The organism is Methylobacillus sp. (assembly GCF_036844465.1).
Taxonomy (GTDB): domain Bacteria; phylum Pseudomonadota; class Gammaproteobacteria; order Burkholderiales; family Methylophilaceae; genus Methylobacillus.
Window position 1 is genome coordinate 135,319 of the sequence record NZ_DAIUFW010000006.1, and the last position, 21,881, is coordinate 157,199.

Consider the following 21,881-nt stretch of genomic DNA (forward strand, 5'->3'; position numbering starts at 1 on the left):
CTGGTGCCTTGCCCTCAGTGCGGGACACAAAGCGAATACTCCAGCGCCAACCCCTACCGCCCATTCTGCTCGGAACGCTGCCGCCTGGTCGACCTTGGTCAATGGGCGAGCGAGAACTACCGCATTCCGGAAAACAACCCCAAACCCGAGAACGACGAATACTAAGGCAGGCTAATTAGCACTATCAGGCTAAGGTTCTGCGCTGAACTCAAGCTGGTAGTTGTCGCCTGCCTGTCGTGATGGATGTTTGACATGAATGGTCATCAGCCAATCGCTGCGCCCATCCACACACACCGGCAAGGTTACCCTGGCACGCCAACTACCGTCTGGCTGCTGCTGAAACCGGTAACGGTTGATCCCCATCTGCATGCTTTTCATGTCAAAGCTGGCCTGCACAGAGCTGGCTTCCGGCACGGTCACCCGCATCTCGAATGCATGCATGACCTTGGGCGCTGTCATGGCCTGTACTGTCAAGCCATCTTGGCTGCAACCCTGCACAATATCCTCGCATGCCATTGGCTCCGGTTTGACTGCTTCCGGCTTGAGCCAGAAATAAACAAAAGCGCACAGCACCAACAATACTGCCATGGCGATCCATGCCAGCTTGCGCGTCATCATGCCTGGGCCCATATGCCGCGCATCATGGCGACGCCATGCGCGCCGTGTTGCCAGGCTTGCTCAATATACGCCTGCTGCATGCCGCCCAATGCATATACGGGCAAGCTGCTGCCTTGAGCCAGTCCGGCAAAACCATCCCATCCCAGCACTGGTGCACCAGGATGACTCAGTGTAGGCAGGACCGGCGACAGCACGGCAAAATCCAGCCCTAAGGATTGGGCATGCACAAGCTGCCCTGCATCATGGCAAGAAGCGGCGCACAGCATATCCTGCGGGCGTTCGGAAAGCGTCATTAGCTTGTCAGAAGACAGATGCACGCCAGCGAAACCCCACTCCCGCGCCGTAGCAATATCGCCATTCAGCAGCACCCTGGCATGATAAGGCTCGCTGATGGCAATGACTTGTTCCGCCAGTCGCCGCAAATCATCCAATGACAATTGTTTTTCCCGCAGCTGCAACAGGCGCAGACCTTGGTCCAAGGCACGTTTCAGGCTATCAAGAAAACCCTGCTTCCCCAGCTCGGCCGCATTGCTGATCGCATAAACAGGCGGCAAATTCAGTGCCGCGAGGATGGGCTCATTGGCGGGCAACACCGGTTGCACGGTCAGAGCGGACGGAGATTGCCAGCTCAGGCGCTGCCCCTCGCATCCATGTGGTTCATTCTGCCACTCCCGCACGATGAAGAAATGCAGTTCCACATGGCGATCGGGATATTCAAAACGGCGCACCAGCCAGGGATAAGCCTTTTCCACCTTCACCCCGAGCTCTTCATATAGTTCACGCACCAGCGCGTGATGTGGTGTTTCTCCCGCTTCTATCTTGCCCCCCGGAAACTCCCACCAGCCCTCCCAGGGCTTGCCTGCCGGCCTGTCCGCCATCAGCACTTGTCCATCAGGTCGCTGCAATATGGCGACTGCCACCCGCACTATGCTCATGCGTTTGCCTGCAATGCCTGGCGGCCCACATAGTCACGCGCGAACTGGTAGGCGACCCGGCCGCTGCGCGCGCCGCGCGTATGCGAAAACAGCAAGGCGGCGCTGCGGGTTTCCTCATCCATCTCATTGATGCCGTAATGCCCAAGCCATTGCGCAACGACAGCCAGGTATTCGTCCTGGCTGAAGGAGTAGAACGACAGCCACAAGCCGAAACGCTCGGACAACGAGACCTTTTCCTCGGTGGTGTCGCCCGGGCGGATTTCATCGCCGTGCCGCGACACTTCCAGGTTTTCCGACATGTATTCCGGCATGAGGTGGCGGCGGTTGGATGTGGCATAGACGACCACATTGTCCGAGGTAGCGGCGATCGAGCCGTCGAGCACTACCTTCAAGGCCTTATAGCCGGGGTCGCTGGATTCGAACGACAGATCATCGCAAAAGATGATAAAGCGCTCCTTGCGCTCGCGCAGCAAGGCGACAATCTCAGGCAGGGATACCAGATCCTGCTTATCCACCTCCACCAGCCGCAAGCCTTGATCAGCAAATGCGCTCAGCACAGCTTTTACCAGCGATGACTTGCCCGTGCCGCGCGCGCCGGTCAGCAGCACATTGTTGGCCGGATAGCCATGCACGAACTGTTCCGTGTTGCGGACGATTTCCGCTTTTTGCTCGTCCACATTGCAGATGTCGTCCAGGCTGATATGATGCGGATGCTCCACTGCCACCAGTCGGCCGCGCCCGTTCAACACTTGCCAACGCCAGGCGATAGCACTCCAGTCGGACTCCTCCGCAGGCGGCGGCAAGAAATTCTCCAGCCTCGCCAATACGGCTTCTGCCCGTGTAATCAATTGCTCAAGATCAGCCATTCGATTCCCTTAGCTGCGGTAATCTGCGTTGATACGCACATAATCATAAGAAAAATCACAGGTCCAGACCGTAGCTGCCGCCGTCCCGCGGTTCAGCACGACACGCACAGTGATTTCCGCTTCCTTCATCACCGCAGCCCCCTGCTCTTCTACATAGCTGGCCGCGCGTCCGCCATGCTCTGCCACCAGCACATCACCCAGATACAACTGCATGGTATTGACGTCCAGATCATCCACGCCCGCATAGCCAATCGCAGCCAGAATCCGGCCCAGGTTCGGGTCAGAGGCGAAGAATGCCGTCTTGATGAGGGGGGAATGCGCAATCGCATACGCTACCTTGCGACACTCTTCCACATCGCGGCCCGCTTCGACCTGGATGGTCATGAACTTGGTCGCGCCCTCGCCATCGCGCACGATCGCCTGCGCCAGCTCGACCGACACTTCGGTGACTGCAGCCTGCAACTGCAGGAATTCCGCACTGTGCACATCGGCAATCTCGGCATTGCCCGCCTGCCCCGTCGCCATGACGATGAAGGAATCGTTGGTGGAAGTATCGCCATCCACGGTAATGCAATTGAAGGAACGGTTCACCGCATGGTTGATCAGTGCTTCCAGCGCTGGCTGGCTGATGGCCGCATCCGTCGCGACATAGCCAAGCATGGTCGCCATGTTAGGGTGAATCATGCCGGAGCCCTTGGAGATGCCGGTAATCGTCACCGTCTTGCCGCCCAGGGTAATTTGCCGTGAGGCGCCCTTGGAGACGATATCGGTGGTCATGATCGCTTCGGCGGCATCGAACCAGTTCTGCGCCTTCAGGTCGGCCACACAATGCGGCAAGCCTGCCAGCAGCCTGTCCATCGGCAATGGCTCCAGGATCACGCCAGTCGAAAACGGCAAGACCTGCTCAGGGTTGACCTGCAATATTTCCGCCAGCGCCTCGCAACTGGCACGCGCATTCTGCCAGCCAGTTTCGCCAGTCCCTGCATTGGCGTTGCCAGTATTGACCAGCAAGGCGCGAATATCCTGGCCTGCCGCCAAGTGTTCCTTGCACACCGTTACCGGTGCCGCGCAAAAGCGGTTCAAGGTGAATACGCCAGCCACACGAGTATTTTCAGCCAGCCTGATGACCAGCATATCCTTGCGGTCAGGTTTGCGGATATGGGCTTTGGCAATACCCAACTCCACACCTGGAACTGGCAACAGGGAGTGCGCTTCTGGCGCAACAAGATTGACTGGCATAATGGTAGTTCTCTGAAAAGGCAAAACGCTGATTTTACCGTAATCAGATGACACTTGCCCGACAGTGCCGATTGAAGCGCCCAATAAAAAAACCGGGAGACCCCGGCTTGATTCAATACTGTCCGACTCGCCTGGCGGCAATATCCTGCAATACCTGCAAACGCTCCTGGTCGCTCATCGTGCGCCAGTCGCGGATTTCGCCAATGGCTCGCAAGCAGCCGGTGCAATATTCCCGCTGCGCATCCAGCGCGCAGATCCCAATACAGGGAGAAGCCACTTGCGAAACTGTTGTTAGCTCAGCTTGCCGTGGCATTGCTTGTACTTCTTGCCGGAACCGCATGGACACGGATCGTTACGGCCGACCTTGGCGCCGCTACGCTCAAACGGCGCCGCTACCGTAGCGCCAGCCTCGGCTGTTTCATCGTCATGGCCCAGCGCTTCATCGTAGTCCGCATGCTGATACTGCACATTTTCAAGCTCGGCAGGCTTCTCGACAGCTTGCACGTCCGCCTCGCTCTGCACTTTGACCAGCATGGTGACCTGGGTCACCTCGCGCTTGACGGTATCCAGCAAGCGGGCAAACAGTTCGAAAGCCTCGCGCTTGTATTCCTGCTTGGGGTTCTTCTGCGCATAAGAGCGCAGATGAATGCCCTGGCGCAAATGATCCAGTGCCGCCAGGTGCTCGCGCCAATGGTTATCCAGGCTTTGCAGCATGACAGCGCGCTCGAACTGGCGCATGACGCTGGAAGAAGCCTGGGTTTCCTTTGCGGTATAAGCAGCATTCGCAGTATCAACGATATGCTCGCGAATGGTTTCCTCATGCAGATTGGGATTATCGTCCAGCATCTTCTGCAGTGGGATTTCCATCCCCAGGTCAGCCTGCAATGCTTTTTCCAGGCCATGGATATCCCACTGCTCTTCCAGGCTTTCAGGCGGAATATAGGTAGCAATCAGGTCGTGGATCACATCCACACGCATAGTGGCGATGGTGTCACCCACATCTATAGCTTCCAGCAACTCATTGCGCTGTTGGTAAATCACCTTGCGCTGGTCATTGGAAACATCGTCGTATTCCAGCAATTGCTTGCGGATATCAAAGTTACGGCCTTCCACCTTGCGCTGGGCATTCTCGATCGCGCGCGTTACCCAAGGATGCTCGATTGCCTCGCCTTCCGGCATCTTCAAGCGCTCCATGATCGCTCCAACACGGTCGGAGGCGAAGATGCGCAGCAACTGATCTTCCAGCGACAAGTAAAAACGGCTGGAGCCGTGGTCACCCTGGCGGCCTGAACGACCACGCAATTGGTTGTCCACCCGACGGGATTCGTGTCGCTCAGTGCCAATGATATGCAGGCCGCCTGCGGCCAATACGGCATCATGCTGTACCTGCCAATCGGCCTTGAGTTTGGCGATGCGAGCCTCTTTGTCGGCCTGGGACAGGCTTTCGTCAGCTTCAATCGCGGCAATTTCAGGTTCCGGGTTTCCGCCCAGTACGATATCGGTACCCCGGCCTGCCATATTGGTGGCGATCGTGATCATGCCGGCACGTCCTGCCTGCACGATGATATGCGCCTCGCGCTCGTGCTGCTTGGCATTCAGCACCTGGTGTTCCAGCTGGGCCTCGGTCAGCACCTTGGAGATCAATTCGGAGTTTTCAATCGAGGTAGTACCCACCAGCACTGGCTGTCCGCGCTTCTGGCATTCCTTGATATCGTCTATCACCGCCTGGTATTTTTCCTTGGCAGTGCGATAGACCTTATCCATGTGGTCCTTGCGCTGCAAGGGACGGTGTGTAGGAATTACCACGGTTTCCAGACCGTAGATCTGGTTGAATTCATAAGCTTCGGTATCAGCAGTGCCGGTCATGCCGGAAAGCTTGCCGTACATGCGGAAATAGTTCTGGAATGTGATCGACGCGAGGGTCTGGTTTTCCTTCTGGATCGCCACGCCTTCCTTGGCTTCCACCGCCTGGTGCAAGCCATCAGACCAGCGGCGGCCCGGCATCATACGGCCTGTAAACTCATCGACGATGACGATTTCGCCGTCACGCACCACATAGTGTTGGTCGCGATGATAGAGCGATTGCGCGCGCAAGGCTGCATACATATGATGCACCAAGCTGATATTGGCGGCATCATACAGGCTACTGCCTTCTGCCAGCAGACCAGCCTCTGCCAGCAAGGCTTCTGCGTGCTCATGCCCTTGTTCGGACAGCAGAACCTGGTGGGATTTTTCATCTACCCAGAAATCGCCCTCGCCATCCTCTGTTTCCTGACGGACCAGCTTGGCGGCAATACCATTCATCTGCACATAGAGATCCACGCTATCGTCGGCCTGGCCGGAAATGATCAGCGGCGTACGGGCCTCGTCGATCAAGATGGAGTCCACCTCATCGACCAACGCATAATTGAGGCCACGCTGCACGCGCTCCTCCACCGTAAACACCATGTTGTCGCGCAGATAGTCAAAACCGAATTCGTTATTGGTGCCGTAGGTAATATCAGCCGCATAAGCCTTTTGCTTTTCATCATGCGGCATTTGCGAGAGATTAATGCCCACGCTCAGGCCAAGGAAGTTATAGAGGCGTGACATCCATTCCGCATCGCGGCGCGCCAGGTAGTCGTTGACCGTCACCACATGCACGCCCTTGCCGGTCAGCGCATTCAGGTAGGCCGGCAAGGTCGCTACCAGGGTCTTGCCTTCACCGGTACGCATTTCAGCAATCTTGCCCGCATTCAGCACCATGCCGCCGATCATCTGCACATCGAAATGGCGCATATTCAGCGCGCGGCGTCCACCCTCGCGCACCACAGCAAACGCCTCAGGCAACAGCTTTTCCAGCGTCTCGCCTTTCTGGTAGCGTTGCTTGAATTCTTCAGTCTTGGCTTTGAGCTGTTCATCAGTCAATGCCTGCATGCTGGGTTCCAGCGCATTGATGGCCTTGACGTTTTGTGCGTATTGCTTGACCAGCCGATCGTTACGGCTGCCGAAGATTTTTTTGAACACCGCGGATAACATGAAATGACACCACTTTTCCGTTGATACGGAAACCTCTAGATTAGCTTTATAGATTAGTAAATAAACTCAATTCACACACCCAAAACATCTTGTGCGAACCAGCGCCACATTATTCAACATACCTTGACCTGCATCAGGCTAGGCACAATTTTCCATCCCTGAACATAGAGTCAATCTTGACAATTCTACCATATTCAGCAATCTGCTCCGCAGCCGATATATTTTCAGCAGCAGAAGCATACACAGACACCTTGATCCGCGCCACAAAATCCCCCGCCTTTGTGCTCATATTTGCCCTATGGCACAATAGCCAGCCAGTCCGGCAAGTCCAGCGCCACGCCCTCCAGTGAAACAGGGCAGTTTTTCCATCGCCTTGCCCTACTACCTATCACCAATCCCCTGGGGAGAGTCCAACATGTTGCGCGTCAGTGCCCTGTTTACTGAAAATGCCGAGTTGGCAGCGCTTTCGCATCAAGCAGAGAAGTTAACGCTGACACAGCAGAAATGGAATACAGTCGTCCCTGCCGGATTGAAACCTTATACGCAAGCGGGCGCTCTCAGCCACAAGCGGCTGACTGTATATGCGGCCAATGGCGCCGTAGCCGCAAAAATCAAGCTGCTGCTGCCCAGCCTGATGCTGGGCCTGCAAAAACAAGGGTTGGAAGTCACCTCGATCAGGGTCGAGGTGCAAGTGCAAACCAGCGCAGGCAAACCTGCAAAACCAGCTCGCGTGCTCAGCCCAGCCGCGGCTGCCAGTCTGGAGAAGCTAGCCAAGGAGTTGCAGGGTTCGGCATTAGGCGATGCCATCGCCAGGCTATCAAGTCGTCGCTAATCACCCTGCCTTGCCGGGAATTAAATCGGATTCAGTATGGAATTTTTACTTTACTTCATCGCGGGCGCTGGTGCCGGCATTTTGTCAGGGCTGCTGGGCGTGGGCGGCGGCACGGTTATTGTGCCCATGCTGGTGTTCATCTTCACATCGCTGGCTTTCCCTGAGCAACACATCATGCATATCGCCTTGGGCACTTCGCTGGCAACCATTATCGTCACCTCGATTTCCTCTGCGCGCGCGCATCATCGCAAGCAAAACGTGCATTGGTCAGTGGTCAGACTGATCGCTCCCGGCATCGTGATCGGTACTCTGCTGGGCGCGGCGCTGGCCAGCGAGCTGGATACCACTGTGCTGAAATGTATCTTCGCAGTATTCATGCTGCTGATCGCCACGCAAATGGCGCTCAACTTCACACCCGCCGCGCACCGGCAGCTCCCAGGAAAACTAGGCACAGCAAGCATGGGCAGTCTCATCGGCCTCATCGCCAGCTTGGTGGGCATCGGCGGCGGCTCGCTTTCCGTGCCATTTCTGATCTATTGCAACTTCAATGCCCGCTACGCGATCGGCACATCCGCCGCCATCGGCCTGCCGATTGCCGTGGCCGGGGCTACGGGCTTCATCATCACTGGCCTGGCGGAAGGCAACCTGCCGCAATACAGCTTGGGCTACGTCTATTTGCCTGCATTCTTGGGCATTGCGCTTGCCAGCATGCTGACCGCGCCGCTGGGCGCTTACCTGGCCCACCGGCTGCCCGTGGCGGTATTGAAGAAACTATTTGCGCTGCTGCTGTATGTGGTCGGCCTCAAGATGTTATGGAGCCTGGTATGAATCATGATTTCGTCATTGAGGTCACTGGCCTCTACAAGTATTTCGACCAGTTCTGCGCGGTCGATAACCTGAATTTCAACGCCCGTCGCGGCGCTACGACCGCCCTGCTCGGCGGCAACGGCGCGGGAAAAACCACGACGATCGCCATGCTACTTGGGTTGCTGATCCCCAGCCAGGGGCAGATCCGCATCCTGGGCGAGGATATGCTGCAGCACCGTTACCGCCTGCTGCACCGCATGAATTTCTCCTCACCCTACGTAGACCTGCCGCAGCGCTTGACCATCCGCGAGAACCTCACGGTCTATGGCCATCTCTACCGCTTGCCCAGCCTGAAGGCGCGCATCGAGGAGCTGGCAGCGGCGCTCAGCTTAGACAGCCTGCTTGACAAGCGTTACGGGCAGCTTTCCGCCGGGCAGAAAACTCGCGTCTCGCTGGCAAAATCCCTGCTCAACAAACCCGAACTGCTGCTGATGGACGAACCCACCGCCTCGCTGGACCCAGATACCGCCGACTCGATCCGCAGCTACCTGGAGCAATACCAGCGCGATACCGGCGCCAGCATCCTGCTCGCCTCGCATAACATGGCAGAAGTCGAGCGCATGGCCAGCGACGTGATCATGATGCGCAAGGGCCAGGTGGTGGATACTGGCACGCCTGCCGAGCTACAGGCCAGGTACGGCCGCAACAATTTGGAAGAAGTCTTTATCGACATCGCCCGCCACAAGGAGCCCGCCTGATGCATGACGTGCATTTCTCCATACGCCGTATCGGCGCAGTCGCCTTGCGCCATTTGTACCTGATGCGCTCCTCCTGGCCGCGCGTGCTGGAGATGGTCTACTGGCCCACAGTGCAGATGATATTGTGGGGTTTCATCACCCTCTACCTGCAAGGCAACAGCAGCCTGATCGCCAAGGCCAGCGGCCTGCTGCTGTCCGGCGTTCTGCTCTGGGACGTGCTGTTCCGCGGGCAGCTCGGCATCGCCCTGGTATTCATGGAGGAAATGTGGTCGCGCAATCTCGGCCACCTGTTCGTCAGCCCGTTACGGCCTTATGAAATGGTCGCCTCGCTGCTGCTCATGAGCCTGATCCGCACCGTGATCGGCATCGGCGGCGCGACGCTGGTCGCCATTCCCTTGTTCGGCTATAACTTCTACGACATGGGGCTGCCGCTAATCGCCTTTTTCTTCAATCTCATCGTCATGGGCTGGGCTATCGGCCTCATGGTTTCAGGCATCGTGCTGCGCTACGGCATGGGCGCGGAAAGCATCGCCTGGGTCAGCGTATTCGCCATCCAGCCACTCTGCGCGATCTACTATCCAGTCGCCACCCTGCCGCACTGGCTGCAACCCGTCGCGCTGGCCCTGCCCGCCAGTCACGTGTTCGAGGGCATGCGCGAGCTCCTGCTGCAACACACGTTCAATGTCGCCCACATGCAATGGGCTATCGGACTCAATATCATTTTCCTCAGCGCTGGCGTTGCCGTGTTCCTCGGCTACTTCCGCATTGCCCGTCAACGCGGATTGCTATTGCAGGTAGGGGAATAGGCTCTGACTTTTCCCAATAAAAAACGGCGCTTCAAGCGCCGTTTTCCTTTCATCCTGCAGGTACTAACCTACTTGCCGTAGCGTGCCACGCCGGAGACGATTTCCGCCTTGGCGTCTTCAACACCTTTCCACTCGCCAACCTTGACCCATTTGCCTTTTTCTAGGTCCTTGTAGTGCTCGAAGAAATGAGAGATAGGCGCCAACTGGAATTCGGGAATGTCCAGGTAGCTTTTGACGTCCTTATATTGCGGGCAGATCTTATCCACCGGCACGGCCAGTACCTTGGCATCCACCCCGCCGTCGTCTTCCATGGTCAGCACGCCGATGGCACGGCAGCGGATTACCACGCCCGGCTGCAATGGAATCGGAGTGATCACCAGTACGTCGACCGGGTCACCGTCTTCGGAGAGGGTTTGCGGAATGTAGCCGTAGTTGCAGGGATAGTGCATGGAGGTACCCATGAAGCGGTCCACGAATACAGCGCCGGAGTCCTTGTCCACTTCGAATTTGATGGGTTCGCCACGCATGGAGATTTCGATGATGACGTTGAAGTCATTGGGGATATCTTTGCCTGCTGGCACGTTACAGAGAGACATGCATTGATCCTTAATAATTAGGGTGTTGGGTTTGAATGATTTTTGGAATATCCCGCGATTTTAGCGTAAATCGGCTAGAAAAATCATCCGCCATCCATCGCCTGTGCCAGCACTTGCTGCTTGCACTCGGCAATGACCTGCGGCGGCACGCACTTGACGCCCAGCCAGAACAAACCCGGCACGATGACCAGATCGTCGAGTTGTCCGAGGATGGGGATAAAATCGGGAATCAGGTCGAATGGCAGCAGAAGGTAGCCTACTGCCAGTCCTAGCAACGCCTTGGCAAGCCAGGGTGTTTGCGGATGGCGCAGCACTAGTTGGTAGACCTGGATTTCTGTCTTGAACTGCCGCGCCAGCGCTTTTAGTGTTTGCTTCAGAATGGCTTTCCGGTGAGTCGCTCAAACGCCTCACGGTATTTTTCTGCGGTTTTCGCGGCGACATCATCCGGCAACTCGGGGCCGGGAGGTGTCTTGTTCCAGCCGGTGGACTCCAACCAGTCGCGCACATATTGCTTGTCGAAGCTCGGCGGGTTACTGCCCACATGGTATTGATCCTGCGGCCAGAAACGCGACGAATCCGGGGTCAGGACTTCATCGATCAGATAGAGTTTGCCCGCCTCATCGAGGCCAAACTCGAACTTGGTATCGGCAATGATGATACCACGGCCCAGGGCGTAGGCTGCCGCTTCCTTGTAAAGCTGCACGCTAATACGCGCCACCTTGTCCGCCAATTCAGGCCCAATCAGCTGGGCGCATTTTTCGAGCGTGATGTTCTCGTCGTGGTCGCCCACTTCCGCCTTGCTCGATGGCGTGAACAAGGGCTCGGGCAACTGCGCCGCCTCCTGCAGGCCGGCCGGCAACGGGATGCCGCACACGCTTTGGCTGGCCTTGTATTCCTTCCAGCCGGAACCGGCGAGGTAGCCGCGCACGATTGCCTCGATCGGCAACGGCTTGAGCTTCTTCACCACCAGCGCGCGCGGGCCGAGCTGGGCTTTTTCCACCGGGTCGCTCACTACGCTGTCGGGGTCAATGCCGGTCAGGTGGTTGGGTACGACGTGCTTGAGCTTGTCGAACCAGAAATTGGCGATCTGGGTCAGGATCGCACCCTTGTCCGGGATAGGCGTCGGCAGAATGACGTCGAATGCGGAGAGACGATCGCTCGCCACCAGCAGCATATGCTTATCGTCAATGTCATAAATATCCCGCACCTTGCCCTGGTTGATGAGCCTGAGGCTCTTGATGCTGGATTGCATGAGTGGGGTAGTCACAACAATACCTTTTCTTGAAATCGGTTCTGGAGAGGGTAAAACAAGGCAGCATTATACGCTGTAATGCCGGCCCTTCACGCACTCGAAGTCCGGCCAATCAGTATTGCCGCGCCATTTTTTCCAGCGGGATCGGCTGTATTGCTGCAGCATGCCCCGCCGAACCGAAGGCTTCGAAACGCTCCTTGCACAATGCCTGCATGGCAGCAGTTGCAACCGCAAGGATCTTGCGCGGATCGAACTCCGCCTTGTGTTCCGGCTGCCCGAGGAAACGGCGCACCGCGCCCGTGAACGCCAGGCGCAGGTCGGTATCGATATTCACCTTGCGCACGCCGTTTTGGATGCCCTTAACGATCTCCTCGACCGGCACGCCATAGGTTTCGGGAATGTCGCCGCCATATTCGTTGATGATTTTCAGCCATTCTTGCGGCACGGAAGAGGAACCATGCATCACCAGGTGAGTATTCGGCAGTTTTGCGTGAATCTCGCGAATGCGGCTGATGGAAAGCATCTGCCCTGTCGGCGGCCTGCTGAACTTGTATGCGCCATGCGACGTGCCAATGGCAATTGCCAATGCATCCACGCCGGTCTTGGCGACAAAATCCACGGCTTCATCAGGGTTGGTAAGCAACTGGCTGTGGTCAAGATGACCTGCCGCCCCCACACCATCCTCCTCACCCGCCAGCCCGCTTTCCAGCGAGCCAAGCACGCCCAGCTCGCCCTCCACCGAAACACCAGCAGCATGCGCCGCCTGCACCACCTGCCACGTCACCTCCACATTGTATTCATAGCTGGATGGCGTCTTGGCATCCTCCAACAATGAACCGTCCATCATCACGCTGCTAAAGCCGGTTTTGATGGCGTGTAGACATATTGCCGGACTCGCGCCGTGATCCTGGTGCAGGACGACCGGGATATGCGGATAGCTTTCGACCGCTGCACCGACCAGCTTGAGCAGGAAACCCTCCCCAGCGTATTTGCGCGCTCCGGCAGAAGCCTGCAAGATCACCGGGCTATCGCAGGCATCAGCAGCCCGCATGATGGCCTGCACCTGCTCCAGGTTATTGATATTGAAGGCAGGTACGCCATAACAATGTTCCGCCGCATGGTCCAGCAATTGACGTAGACTGATCAGCGCCATGCATCCTCCTATTTTTTTGCGTGTTCACGCCTGTGTTCGCCTACCCGGACAATTTGTAGGGTGTTGGTACCCCCCGCGTGACCAATGGGCTCACCAAAAGTCAGCATCATCAAATCTCCATGATTGACCACCCCTTGCTGCAGCAAGACTTCCTCTGCGTCATAGAGAATCTTACTCAGTTCCCTGGACGGCTGCTCCATGTGGTAGGGATACACGCCACGATACAGGCTGAGCTTACGCCGGGTATTGCGCTCCGTGGTCAAGGCATAAATTGGCACATTGGTGTTGGACCGCGACAGCCAGGTGACAGAGGAACCAGATTTAGTCAATGCCGCAATCGCCTTCACATTCAAATGTTCTGCGGTATACACGGAGGCCATCGCAATTGCCTCATCAACAAACTCGAATTCGTCATTGATCGGCGGCTGCAAATGCTGACTGTTATATTCCTTTTCCGCCTCCAGGCAAATCCGGTTCATGGCATGAATAGTCTCAACAGGATACTGCCCGACTGCTGTCTCGCCAGAAAGCATGACCGCATCCGTGCCATCCAGCACCGCATTGGCGACATCGGAAACCTCCGCCCGGGTAGGAATCGGGCTGCTGATCATGGACTCCATCATCTGGGTAGCCGTAATTACCAGCTTGTTGCGCCTGCGCGCCGTACGGATCATGCGTTTCTGTAAGCCTGGCACCGCCGCATCGCCAACCTCCACGCCCAAGTCCCCACGCGCCACCATGATCACATCGGCGGCATCGATAATCTCCTCCAGCGCGTCAATCGCCTCCGCGCGTTCGATCTTGGCGACAATCGCCGCATGGCCGCCCGCCTCCTCCACCAGCTGGCGCGCCAACTCGATATCCGCACCGCTGCGCGGGAACGAGACGGCGATATAATCCGCCTCCAGCGCCACTGCCGTACGGATATCCTCCTGGTCCTTCAAAGTCAATGCAGGCGCAGATAGCCCGCCGCCCTGGCGGTTGATGCCCTTGTTGTTCGACAGCACCCCGCCGGCCGCCACCGTGCAATGCACCTCGCCGCCGTTCACCGCTTCGACGTTGAGCACGATGCGCCCGTCATCGAGCAGCAACACCGCGCCAGCCTCCACCTCGGATGGCAAGGTCTTGTAATCCAGCCCCACCCGCTCCTGGTTGCCCAGCTTGCATGCCGCATCGAGGATAAATTTGTCGCCCACCTTGAGCAGAATGCGCTCACTCTCAAACTTGCCGATGCGTATCTTCGGCCCTTGCAAATCACAGAGAATGCCAACCGGGTGCCCGCTGCGCCGGCATATATCACGCACCAGTTCGGCGCGCGCGATATGGTCTGCGGCAGACCCATGCGAAAAATTGAGCCGCACTACATCCACCCCGGCATCCACCAGCCGCTCAATCACCGCCTCCTCACTGGAAGCCGGCCCCAGCGTCGCCACAATTTTTGTTTTACGTAATGCCATGACAGCCTTTCCTTAGGATTTCTCAGTGTTCATGTTAATGCTGACATCGCCTAGGGAGAAGGGTGCATATTTTGTGTCATGAGATAATAGAAACCAATTAGCAGCTTACATCTACCCCTAGGAGTATTAATCGACATATTGCACTTCATCTGGGAATGCATTGCTCTGATAATTTATGCAAATCCTTAAGATCATGATTGGGAAATAGATCGCAGAGCTGTTCAAATGTCACAGAGCCTAGACTTCCAACAGCATCACGCACATGGCGAGCAGCGCAGAACGTACCACTAGGCAGCAACCGAACCATATTTAAAGCTTCATGATAAGGGCCTGAGTGCGGAGACTGTATAGACGTAAGGTTAAATTGTTGTTGGGCATAGATTGAAAACTCAACAGCAACACCCTCTTCTAGCCAATTAGTGTATCCAGCCATTGGGTTCAATAAATGAATTGTTTCATGTGCCATTTCATATACAACGGTTGGCCAATAATTTTTACTCGCATAACTAAGCTCAGAAAATGCGCCATCAAATGAAGGAGTGTTACGGATATTTGGACCGTTTTCGTGAAACTGAGGTTGATAAATCTTTTTTGATTGATCTCGCATACCAACAAGCTCTTCAGCCCAATTGAGCAAAATATTTTGTAACGACCAAAGACTCGAAGAATCCGCTTCAGGAACTGATGTAGGTAATTGCATCATATGGTTAAACACACAATCATCATTTAGATATCACCCTGTGTCTGACAGGCTAGCAAAACTGTGATTTTCTGCGCATGGTCAGCGATAAATATAGGATCCTGCCGTTGCCACTTCCCCCAAGCAGAATAAGATAATTGATATTTATTAGCGAACTCGACGATTGCATTATTGTTATAAAAGAAAATCCATTTATCTCCGTAACCCGCTGAACTCAGCGTATTAATGTTTGGAGCAGGGTATTTTGACCCAGCAAACAGAATACCTACCAAGAGACCAGCATAATCCAGGATCGGCGAACCTGATGCCCCGGGAAAAGCATCCATACGCATACGCTGTATGAACGGCTCTTCGTTTGGATCGCTCCATACTTGAATCTGCCCCCACTTTGTTTGCAACCTAAAACGGTTGCGCTCTGGAGCAGAAAACCCCGCACTAAAAATATCTTCCGTCTCAGTTGGAACGGATACGCTCCCTGTATTTCCATATACACGTATTGAAGCAAAAGCATCAACTGGCTTGTTAATACTCCCGGCAGCCAAGTCTGCTTGTGTATCAATCGCTAGTAGACTCACTGGATGCCAAGCACCATCAGAGGTTCTCGCATGAATAGATCCATCACGACACTCTGAAATCACATGCCGATTTGTAAAAAAATCCCCATTGCGGTTATAAAAAAACCCTGTACCAAAGCTCATTACATTTTCGGGAGGCAATACACTTACCGAAACGAGCGAAAGAAGAGTGCTTGTTAAAATCACAAATTTTCCTTCATTCTAGTATCAAAAATTAATCGGCCATCCTAACTTAGATACAGTAGGATAGTAGCAAATCATCTTTTCAAACAACACTTGGATATCAACAAATAACTAGTACAGCAACTTGGCTTTGCTACACGCATCCAAAAGAGATCTTACAAAAAAATAAAGGAGCCCGCAGGCTCCTTTATTTTTAGGCTTATCTTAGCAATCAACCTTTAGCACGCTGTTCCAAAATCTCCACCGCCGGCAATTTCTTGCCTTCAAGGAATTCCAGAAATGCCCCGCCCGCCGTCGAGATATAAGACACCTTGTCATAGATATCGTATTTCTGGATCGCAGCAATGGTGTCGCCGCCGCCGGCCAGGGTGAAGGCCTTGGTCTTGGCGATGGCGTCGGCGATTGTCTTGGTGCCTTTGCCGAACTGGTCGAACTCGAATACGCCGACCGGGCCGTTCCAGACCACGGTGCCTGCGCTCATGATGATATCCGCCAGTTGCTTGGCGGATTCGGGGCCGATGTCGAAGATCATGTCGTCATCCGCCACATCATCCGCCGATTTGAGCACGGCGGGCTCGTTGGCATCAAACTGCTTACCGCACACCACATCAACAGCAATCGGCACCGCCGCGCCACGGTCCGCCATTTCCTTCATCAGCGCCTGCGCGGTAGGCACAAGATCATCCTCGCACAGCGACTTGCCGACCGGCTTGCCGGAGGCCCTGAGGAAGGTATTGGCGATGCCGCCACCAACCACGAGCTGGTCTACCTTCTCAGCAAGACTTTCCAGCACGGTGAGCTTGGTAGAGACCTTGGAGCCACCGACAATCGCCACCATGGGGCGGGCGGGCTGGTGCAATGCCTTGCCCAGCGCATCCAGTTCGCCAGTGAGCAGCAAACCAGCCGCAGCAACTGGCGCATATTGCGCGATGCCGTAGGTAGAAGCTTCCGCGCGGTGCGCGGTGCCGAAAGCATCCATCACAAACACGTCGCAAAGTACGGCATATTTGCGCGCAGTTTCCTCGACATTCTTTTTCTCGCCCTTGTTGAAACGGCAATTTTCCAGCAAGACCACCTCGCCTTCCGCCACGTCAAAGCCGCCATCGACCCAGTCCTTGACGAGGCGCACGGGTTGGCCGAGCTTTTCAGCAAGGACATTCGCCACGGGTTGCAAAGAGTTCTCCTCGGAATACACGCCTTCTTCCGGCCGACCCAGGTGGGAAGTCACCATCACGCGCGCACCGGCGTCCAGCGCACGGCGGATGGTGGGGATGGAAGCAGTGATACGGGCATCAGACGTCACCTTGCCGTCACTGACCGGCACGTTGAGGTCAGCACGGATGAAAACGCGCTTGCCCGCGAGGTCTAGATCCGTCATGTTGATTACGGTCATTGCTTTTACTCCTAGCCTAGCTGGCGATATGACGCACCAGGCGCATCATGTTGCAGGTATAGCCATATTCATTGTCGTACCAGGCCACGATCTTGACGAAAGTCGGGTCTAGCTGAATACCAGCATCGGCATCGAAGATGGATGGGCAGACGTTGCCGCGGAAATCGGTGGACACCACTTTTTCATTTGTGAAGCCAAGCACATCCTTGAGCGGGCCGCTCTCGGCAGCCGCCTTCATCGCCGCCACGATCTGGTCGTAGGTGGTTTCCTTGTTCAATTCCACGGTCAGGTCCACCACGGAAACGTCGCTGGTCGGAATGCGGAACGCCATGCCAGTCAATTTCTTGTTCAGTTCGGGAATGACCTTGCCCACCGCCTTGGCTGCGCCAGTGGAGGAGGGAATGATGTTTTCCAGGATACCACGGCCACCGCGCCAGTCCTTGTTGGATGGGCCATCCACGGTTTTCTGGGTCGCGGTCGCCGCATGCACGGTAGTCATCAGGCCACGCTTGATGCCAAAATTGTCGTGCAGCACCTTGGCGACAGGTGCCAGACCGTTGGTGGTGCAGGAAGCTGCAGAAACAATGGCTTGCCCCTGATAGGTATCATGATTCACGCCATAGACGAACATGGGAGTATCGTCCTTGGAAGGCGCCGATTGCACCACTTTCTTGGCGCCCGCGGCAATGTGCTTCTGGCAGGTTTCTTCGGTCAGGAAAAAACCGGTACATTCTACCACCACATCCACACCGACCTCATCCCACTTCAGGTTTGCAGGATCCCTCTCTGCGGTCAGGCGAATGGTTTTGCCGTTTACAATCAGATTGTTGCCACTGACAGACACTTCACCATTGAAACGACCATGCACGGAGTCGTGCTTGAGCATGTAAGCTAAATAATCCGGTTCCAGCAAGTCGTTGATGGCGACGATTTCAATATCAGTAAAATCTTTCATTGCGGCGCGGAATGCCATGCGACCGATACGGCCAAAGCCGTTGATGCCAACCTTGATTGTCATAGAATTCTCCCTCTAGAAAAACAAAAAGGGAGCCAGCAGCTGACTCCCTTTTTTCTTCAGTTACATCATGCGATTACAACACGGATTTAACAGTGTTCACTACATTTTCAACAGTGAAGCCGAAGTGCTTGAACAGCGCGCCACCTGGAGCAGATTCGCCAAAGGTGTCGATACCGACCACAGCACCTTCAAGGCCAACATACTTGCGCCAGAAATCAGTCACGCCTGCTTCAACAGCTACGCGCTTCACGCCTGGAGTCAATACACTGTCCTTGTAGGCTTGGTCTTGACGATCGAATACGTTGGTAGATGGCATGGAAACCACGCGTACCTTGGTACCAGCAGCATTCAGTTCAGCCGCAGCCTTGATCGCCAGATCCAGTTCGGAACCGTTGCTGATGATGATCACGTCTGCCTTGCCTTCAACGTCGGAGAACACATAACCGCCCTTGCGAACCAGGTCGAAGTGTTTCTCGTCGTGCTTGATGCCAGGTACGTTCTGACGGCTCAACACCAGGCTGGAAGGACCATCCTTGCGTTCAACAGCAGCAACCCATGCAATCGCAGTTTCAACGGAATCAGCAGGACGCCACACATCCATACGAGGAATGTAACGCAGGCCAGCAGTGTTTTCGATAGGTTGGTGAGTAGGACCATCTTCGCCCTGACCGATAGAATCGTGAGTCAGAACAGCGATAGTACGCTGCTTCATCAATGCAGCCATACGCAATGCGCTCTTAGCGTAGTCGGAGAACATGTGGAAAGTACCACCGAATGGCAGCAAGCCACCGTGCAGTGCCATACCGTTCATGATCGCGAACATACCGAATTCACGCACACCGTAGGAGATGTAGTTACCTGGGTTCTTGCCATCAACGTGCTTGAAGCTGGAGCAGCTAGTCAGGTTAGATCCTGTCAAGTCAGCAGAGCCGCCAAGGAATTCTGGCAATACTGGAGCCAGTGCAGCAATCGCATTTTGTGAAGCCTTACGTGTAGCAACGCCTTCAGCCTTCTCGTTGGTTGCCTTGATGAATGCATCAGTGGCTTCCTTCCAGTTAGCTGGCAAGTCACCAGCCATACGGCGCTTGAATTCAGCTGCTTCTGCTGGGTAGATCTTAGCGTAAGCTTCAAACTTAGCATCCCAATCGCTTTCCAGCTTGGAACCCTTAGCCTTGCCATCCCAGCCTGCGTAAACTTCTTCAGGAATAACGAATGGCTCGTGAGTCCAACCCAGTGCTTCGCGGGTTGCAGCAACTTCTTCCAGGCCCAGTGCAGAACCGTGGCAATCGTGGGAACCGGACTTGTTTGGAGAACCCTTACCAATGATAGTCTTGGCCGCGATGAAGCTTGGCTTGTCAGTGACTTTCTTAGCTTCTTCGATAGCAGCGTTCACAGCATCAAAGTCGTGACCGTCAACGCTAATGACGTGCCAGCCGTAAGCTTCAAAACGCTTTACTGTATCGTCTGTATACCAACCTTCGATGTGACCGTCGATAGAGATGCCATTGTCATCCCAAACCGCGATCAGCTTGCCCAGGCCCCATGTACCAGCCAGCGCAGCAGCTTCGTGGGAAACACCTTCCATCAGACAGCCGTCGCCGAGGAATACGTAAGTGTAGTGGTCAACGATGTCGTGACCTGGCTTGTTGAATTGGTCAGCCAGCAGCTTTTCAGCCATCGCGAAACCAACCGCATTGGTAATACCTTGACCCAGAGGACCAGTAGTAGTTTCAACGCCAGGTGCATAACCGTATTCTGGGTGACCAGCGCAACGGGAATGCAATTGACGGAAAGACTTGATGTCATCCATGTTCAGGTCGTAGCCTGTCAGATGCAACAAGGAGTAGATCAACATGGAGCCATGGCCGTTGGACAGAATGAAACGGTCACGGTCAGCCCAGTTAGGGTTGGTTGGATTGTGGCGCAGATGGTGGTTCCACAGAACTTCTGCGATATCTGCCATGCCCATCGGTGCACCTGGGTGTCCAGAATTTGCCTTCTGAACTGCGTCCATGGATAACACGCGGATGGCATTTGCCAATTCTTGACGAGTTGCTGCCATACATATCTCCCTACGGTTGAAAAGAACAAGGCTTCTCCAGCACAAAAAAGCTGAAGGAAGCCTTACTCAAATTTCTTTGGAAATCCTCTGAGTTGTCGGAATGCTGAATTGTCGCAAACCACAGCGACGGAGAGGTATTTATGCTGCAATTATTCCTGAGATGGGCGGTTTCAGCAATACCAATATCAAGACTAATGCTTTTGCCGTCTCGCTATAGACCTGTTTGAACAAAAAATCATTCCGCCGTCTCGCGCCATTTGATCGAGCACCCAATCGAAGGCACCTGTTCCAATGGCCCGCGCCCGGTCTCTGCCACGTGCTTCATCGCATTATAGAGATCGCGCGTGGGATACTCCACCGGCGTCATCACCCGCCCCTGATTGTCGAACCGTCCGCGGTATTGCAGCTCCAGGTGCGCATTGAAGCCGAAAAAATCCGGCGTACATACTGCGCCATAGTCCTTAGCCACTTCCTGGCTTTCGTCATAGAGATACGGAAAAGGGAAATGGAACTCGCGAGCAAGTTCCGCCATCTTCTCAAAAGAGTCATCAGGATAGGTCGCAGCATCATTGGAGGAAATGGCCACAGTATTGATACCCAGCTCCCGCAAGGCATGCACATCCGCCACCAGCCTTGCGCGTATGGACTGCACATAGGGACAATGATTGCAGATGAACATCACCAAGGTGCCATTAACACCTTTTACCTGCGACAATGACCAGCGCCGCCCATCCACCCCGAACAGGTCAAAATCTGGCGCTTTCCAGCCGAATTCACATACAGGTGGGTTAAGACTTGCCATTACATAGACTCCTTCTATTAGAATTCCCGATTCGTTCGCAATGTTATCACCACCCATGGCCACTCCACGCTTTTATCACCCGGACACATTGCTGCCCGGACAATTCGCAACATTAACCAACAATGCCGCCACGCATGCCAGTCGCGCCCTGCGCATGCAGGTCGGAGATGAAGTCGTCCTGTTCAATGGCGATGGCAACAACTACCACGGCACGCTGTCAACCATCAATAAACAGGCTGTCACCGCCAATATTCTGCAAGCAGTCGCCTGCGATACGGAATCGCCGTTGCACATCACTTTGGTACAGGCGATTTCCTCTGGCGACCGTATGGACTTTACCATCCAGAAAGCCGTGGAAATGGGCGTAGCTACCATCCAGCCGGTTGCCAGCCAGCGCAGCATCGTCAAGCTAGCAGGCGATCGTGCCGAAAAGCGCCGCGAACATTGGCAGAACGTGGTCATTTCCGCCTGCGAGCAATCGGGCCGCGCTACCATTCCAACAGTCGCCATGCCACTGGACCTGCAGGATTGGCTAGCGCAGAAGCCCGATGCAGATAGCTTGATTACATTGGCGCCCGATGCATCTGTCACCCTGCCGCAAATGACGGCGCCTGGCCACCACATTCACCTACTCATCGGGCCAGAGGGCGGGTTGACCGATGATGAAATCCGGCTTGCCGCTCAACATGGCTATACCACCGTACGCATGGGGCCACGCATCTTGCGCACAGAGACCGCCGCCCTGGCTGCCATCGCCAGCATGCAATCACTCTGGGGCGACTTCCTGCGTTAAATCTGCAAGCAAATTTCC

General features: G+C 55.3%; 23 protein-coding genes. 6 read left to right on the forward strand and 17 right to left on the reverse strand.

All coding sequences use genetic code 11. The features are described from left to right. Positions 1–3 precede the first annotated feature (3 nt). Entirely contained in the window at positions 4–165 is a 162-nt protein-coding gene (locus tag V7Z75_RS09695) for a DNA gyrase inhibitor YacG (protein WP_442919906.1), read from the forward strand. A 24-nt stretch (positions 166–189) separates the two neighbouring features. Here the strand turns inward: V7Z75_RS09695 and V7Z75_RS09700 are convergent, their stop codons facing one another. From V7Z75_RS09700 to secA, 6 genes are all read right to left on the reverse strand, one after another. Next, complete coding sequence (locus tag V7Z75_RS09700; RefSeq protein WP_334108419.1) at positions 190–618, reverse strand: hypothetical protein; 429 nt, start codon at positions 616–618, stop codon at positions 190–192. Next, positions 615–1,553 (reverse strand): Nudix family hydrolase, encoded by a 939-nt coding sequence (locus V7Z75_RS09705; RefSeq protein ID WP_334108420.1) that lies wholly within the window; start codon positions 1,551–1,553, stop codon positions 615–617. Before V7Z75_RS09705 ends, V7Z75_RS09700 begins: the two co-directional genes overlap by 4 nt. Then, positions 1,550–2,419, reverse strand: coding sequence for an ATP-binding protein (locus V7Z75_RS09710; protein WP_334108421.1), 870 nt, complete (start codon positions 2,417–2,419; stop codon positions 1,550–1,552). Before V7Z75_RS09710 ends, V7Z75_RS09705 begins: the two co-directional genes overlap by 4 nt. Positions 2,420–2,428: 9 nt before the next feature. Further along, positions 2,429–3,658, reverse strand: a complete 1,230-nt coding sequence (argJ, locus tag V7Z75_RS09715; RefSeq protein WP_334108422.1) for a bifunctional glutamate N-acetyltransferase/amino-acid acetyltransferase ArgJ — start codon at positions 3,656–3,658, stop codon at positions 2,429–2,431. Positions 3,659–3,770: 112 nt separating this feature from the next. After that, positions 3,771–3,971: a DUF1289 domain-containing protein gene (locus V7Z75_RS09720; RefSeq protein ID WP_334108423.1), complete on the reverse strand. Its 201-nt coding sequence runs from the start codon at positions 3,969–3,971 to the stop codon at positions 3,771–3,773. Further along, positions 3,950–6,676, reverse strand: coding sequence for a preprotein translocase subunit SecA (secA, locus tag V7Z75_RS09725; RefSeq protein ID WP_334108424.1), 2,727 nt, complete (start codon positions 6,674–6,676; stop codon positions 3,950–3,952). Before secA ends, V7Z75_RS09720 begins: the two co-directional genes overlap by 22 nt. Before the next feature lie 415 nt (positions 6,677–7,091). Between secA and V7Z75_RS09730 the strand changes: the two genes are divergently transcribed. From V7Z75_RS09730 to V7Z75_RS09745, 4 genes are read left to right on the forward strand one after another with little or no spacing between them, the layout of a single operon-like run. Beyond that, the gene (locus V7Z75_RS09730; RefSeq protein ID WP_334108425.1) at positions 7,092–7,508 is read left to right on the forward strand and encodes a DciA family protein; all 417 of its coding nucleotides are present in this window, start codon (positions 7,092–7,094) and stop codon (positions 7,506–7,508) included. A gap of 36 nt (positions 7,509–7,544) precedes the next feature. Beyond that, positions 7,545–8,336, forward strand: a complete 792-nt coding sequence (locus V7Z75_RS09735; protein ID WP_334108426.1) for a sulfite exporter TauE/SafE family protein — start codon at positions 7,545–7,547, stop codon at positions 8,334–8,336. After that, positions 8,333–9,073, forward strand: a complete 741-nt coding sequence (locus tag V7Z75_RS09740) for an ABC transporter ATP-binding protein (protein ID WP_334108427.1) — start codon at positions 8,333–8,335, stop codon at positions 9,071–9,073. Before V7Z75_RS09735 ends, V7Z75_RS09740 begins: the two co-directional genes overlap by 4 nt. Further along, a complete protein-coding gene (locus V7Z75_RS09745; protein WP_334108428.1) occupies positions 9,073–9,879 on the forward strand; it encodes an ABC transporter permease in 807 nt (268 codons plus the stop codon). Before V7Z75_RS09740 ends, V7Z75_RS09745 begins: the two co-directional genes overlap by 1 nt. Positions 9,880–9,947: 68 nt before the next feature. On the opposite strand, the gene ppa is transcribed toward V7Z75_RS09745, so the two are convergent. The 11 genes from ppa to V7Z75_RS09800 all read right to left on the reverse strand — a co-directional run bounded on the left by ppa (position 9,948) and on the right by V7Z75_RS09800 (position 21,070). Next, positions 9,948–10,475: an inorganic diphosphatase gene (gene ppa, locus V7Z75_RS09750; RefSeq protein WP_334108429.1), complete on the reverse strand. Its 528-nt coding sequence runs from the start codon at positions 10,473–10,475 to the stop codon at positions 9,948–9,950. Positions 10,476–10,558: 83 nt separating this feature from the next. Then, on the reverse strand, positions 10,559–10,789 hold the full coding sequence (locus tag V7Z75_RS09755) for a YkvA family protein (protein ID WP_442919907.1): 231 nt from the start codon (positions 10,787–10,789) through the stop codon (positions 10,559–10,561). A gap of 59 nt (positions 10,790–10,848) precedes the next feature. Further along, positions 10,849–11,742, reverse strand: coding sequence for a phosphoribosylaminoimidazolesuccinocarboxamide synthase (locus V7Z75_RS09760; RefSeq protein ID WP_334108430.1), 894 nt, complete (start codon positions 11,740–11,742; stop codon positions 10,849–10,851). Positions 11,743–11,839: 97 nt separating this feature from the next. Next, positions 11,840–12,880, reverse strand: a complete 1,041-nt coding sequence (gene fba / locus V7Z75_RS09765; RefSeq protein ID WP_334108431.1) for a class II fructose-bisphosphate aldolase — start codon at positions 12,878–12,880, stop codon at positions 11,840–11,842. Between the two features lie 8 nt (positions 12,881–12,888). Beyond that, a complete protein-coding gene (gene pyk / locus V7Z75_RS09770) occupies positions 12,889–14,337 on the reverse strand; it encodes a pyruvate kinase (protein WP_334108432.1) in 1,449 nt (482 codons plus the stop codon). A 145-nt stretch (positions 14,338–14,482) separates the two neighbouring features. Continuing rightward, the gene (locus V7Z75_RS09775) at positions 14,483–15,052 is read right to left on the reverse strand and encodes a hypothetical protein (protein WP_011480466.1); all 570 of its coding nucleotides are present in this window, start codon (positions 15,050–15,052) and stop codon (positions 14,483–14,485) included. A gap of 11 nt (positions 15,053–15,063) precedes the next feature. Further along, positions 15,064–15,798: a S1 family peptidase gene (locus V7Z75_RS09780; RefSeq protein ID WP_011480467.1), complete on the reverse strand. Its 735-nt coding sequence runs from the start codon at positions 15,796–15,798 to the stop codon at positions 15,064–15,066. Between the two features lie 208 nt (positions 15,799–16,006). Next, on the reverse strand, positions 16,007–17,188 hold the full coding sequence (locus V7Z75_RS09785; RefSeq protein WP_334108433.1) for a phosphoglycerate kinase: 1,182 nt from the start codon (positions 17,186–17,188) through the stop codon (positions 16,007–16,009). A gap of 16 nt (positions 17,189–17,204) precedes the next feature. Then, positions 17,205–18,206 (reverse strand): type I glyceraldehyde-3-phosphate dehydrogenase, encoded by a 1,002-nt coding sequence (gap, locus tag V7Z75_RS09790; protein WP_334108434.1) that lies wholly within the window; start codon positions 18,204–18,206, stop codon positions 17,205–17,207. Positions 18,207–18,279: 73 nt separating this feature from the next. After that, on the reverse strand, positions 18,280–20,268 hold the full coding sequence (gene tkt, locus V7Z75_RS09795; protein ID WP_334108435.1) for a transketolase: 1,989 nt from the start codon (positions 20,266–20,268) through the stop codon (positions 18,280–18,282). 235 nt (positions 20,269–20,503) lie between these two features. Further along, the gene (locus V7Z75_RS09800) at positions 20,504–21,070 is read right to left on the reverse strand and encodes a thioredoxin family protein (protein ID WP_334108436.1); all 567 of its coding nucleotides are present in this window, start codon (positions 21,068–21,070) and stop codon (positions 20,504–20,506) included. Between the two features lie 55 nt (positions 21,071–21,125). On the opposite strand from V7Z75_RS09800, the gene V7Z75_RS09805 reads away from it, so the two are divergent. After that, positions 21,126–21,863, forward strand: a complete 738-nt coding sequence (locus tag V7Z75_RS09805; protein ID WP_334108437.1) for a 16S rRNA (uracil(1498)-N(3))-methyltransferase — start codon at positions 21,126–21,128, stop codon at positions 21,861–21,863. Positions 21,864–21,881 lie beyond the last annotated feature (18 nt).

Coding starts and splice junctions, on each gene's coding strand:
- V7Z75_RS09800 (WP_334108436.1), bottom strand. CDS start 21,070: ATGGCAAGTCTTAACCCACCTGTATGTGAATTCGGCTGGAAAGCGCCA.
- V7Z75_RS09785 (WP_334108433.1), bottom strand. CDS start 17,188: ATGACCGTAATCAACATGACGGATCTAGACCTCGCGGGCAAGCGCGTT.
- V7Z75_RS09735 (WP_334108426.1), top strand. CDS start 7,545: ATGGAATTTTTACTTTACTTCATCGCGGGCGCTGGTGCCGGCATTTTG.
- V7Z75_RS09740 (WP_334108427.1), top strand. CDS start 8,333: ATGAATCATGATTTCGTCATTGAGGTCACTGGCCTCTACAAGTATTTC.
- secA (WP_334108424.1), bottom strand. CDS start 6,676: ATGTTATCCGCGGTGTTCAAAAAAATCTTCGGCAGCCGTAACGATCGG.
- V7Z75_RS09805 (WP_334108437.1), top strand. CDS start 21,126: ATGGCCACTCCACGCTTTTATCACCCGGACACATTGCTGCCCGGACAA.
- pyk (WP_334108432.1), bottom strand. CDS start 14,337: ATGGCATTACGTAAAACAAAAATTGTGGCGACGCTGGGGCCGGCTTCC.
- argJ (WP_334108422.1), bottom strand. CDS start 3,658: ATGCCAGTCAATCTTGTTGCGCCAGAAGCGCACTCCCTGTTGCCAGTT.
- gap (WP_334108434.1), bottom strand. CDS start 18,206: ATGACAATCAAGGTTGGCATCAACGGCTTTGGCCGTATCGGTCGCATG.
- V7Z75_RS09705 (WP_334108420.1), bottom strand. CDS start 1,553: ATGAGCATAGTGCGGGTGGCAGTCGCCATATTGCAGCGACCTGATGGA.
- V7Z75_RS09745 (WP_334108428.1), top strand. CDS start 9,073: ATGCATGACGTGCATTTCTCCATACGCCGTATCGGCGCAGTCGCCTTG.
- V7Z75_RS09730 (WP_334108425.1), top strand. CDS start 7,092: ATGTTGCGCGTCAGTGCCCTGTTTACTGAAAATGCCGAGTTGGCAGCG.
- V7Z75_RS09720 (WP_334108423.1), bottom strand. CDS start 3,971: ATGCCACGGCAAGCTGAGCTAACAACAGTTTCGCAAGTGGCTTCTCCC.
- ppa (WP_334108429.1), bottom strand. CDS start 10,475: ATGTCTCTCTGTAACGTGCCAGCAGGCAAAGATATCCCCAATGACTTC.
- fba (WP_334108431.1), bottom strand. CDS start 12,880: ATGGCGCTGATCAGTCTACGTCAATTGCTGGACCATGCGGCGGAACAT.
- tkt (WP_334108435.1), bottom strand. CDS start 20,268: ATGGCAGCAACTCGTCAAGAATTGGCAAATGCCATCCGCGTGTTATCC.
- V7Z75_RS09700 (WP_334108419.1), bottom strand. CDS start 618: ATGATGACGCGCAAGCTGGCATGGATCGCCATGGCAGTATTGTTGGTG.
- V7Z75_RS09710 (WP_334108421.1), bottom strand. CDS start 2,419: ATGGCTGATCTTGAGCAATTGATTACACGGGCAGAAGCCGTATTGGCG.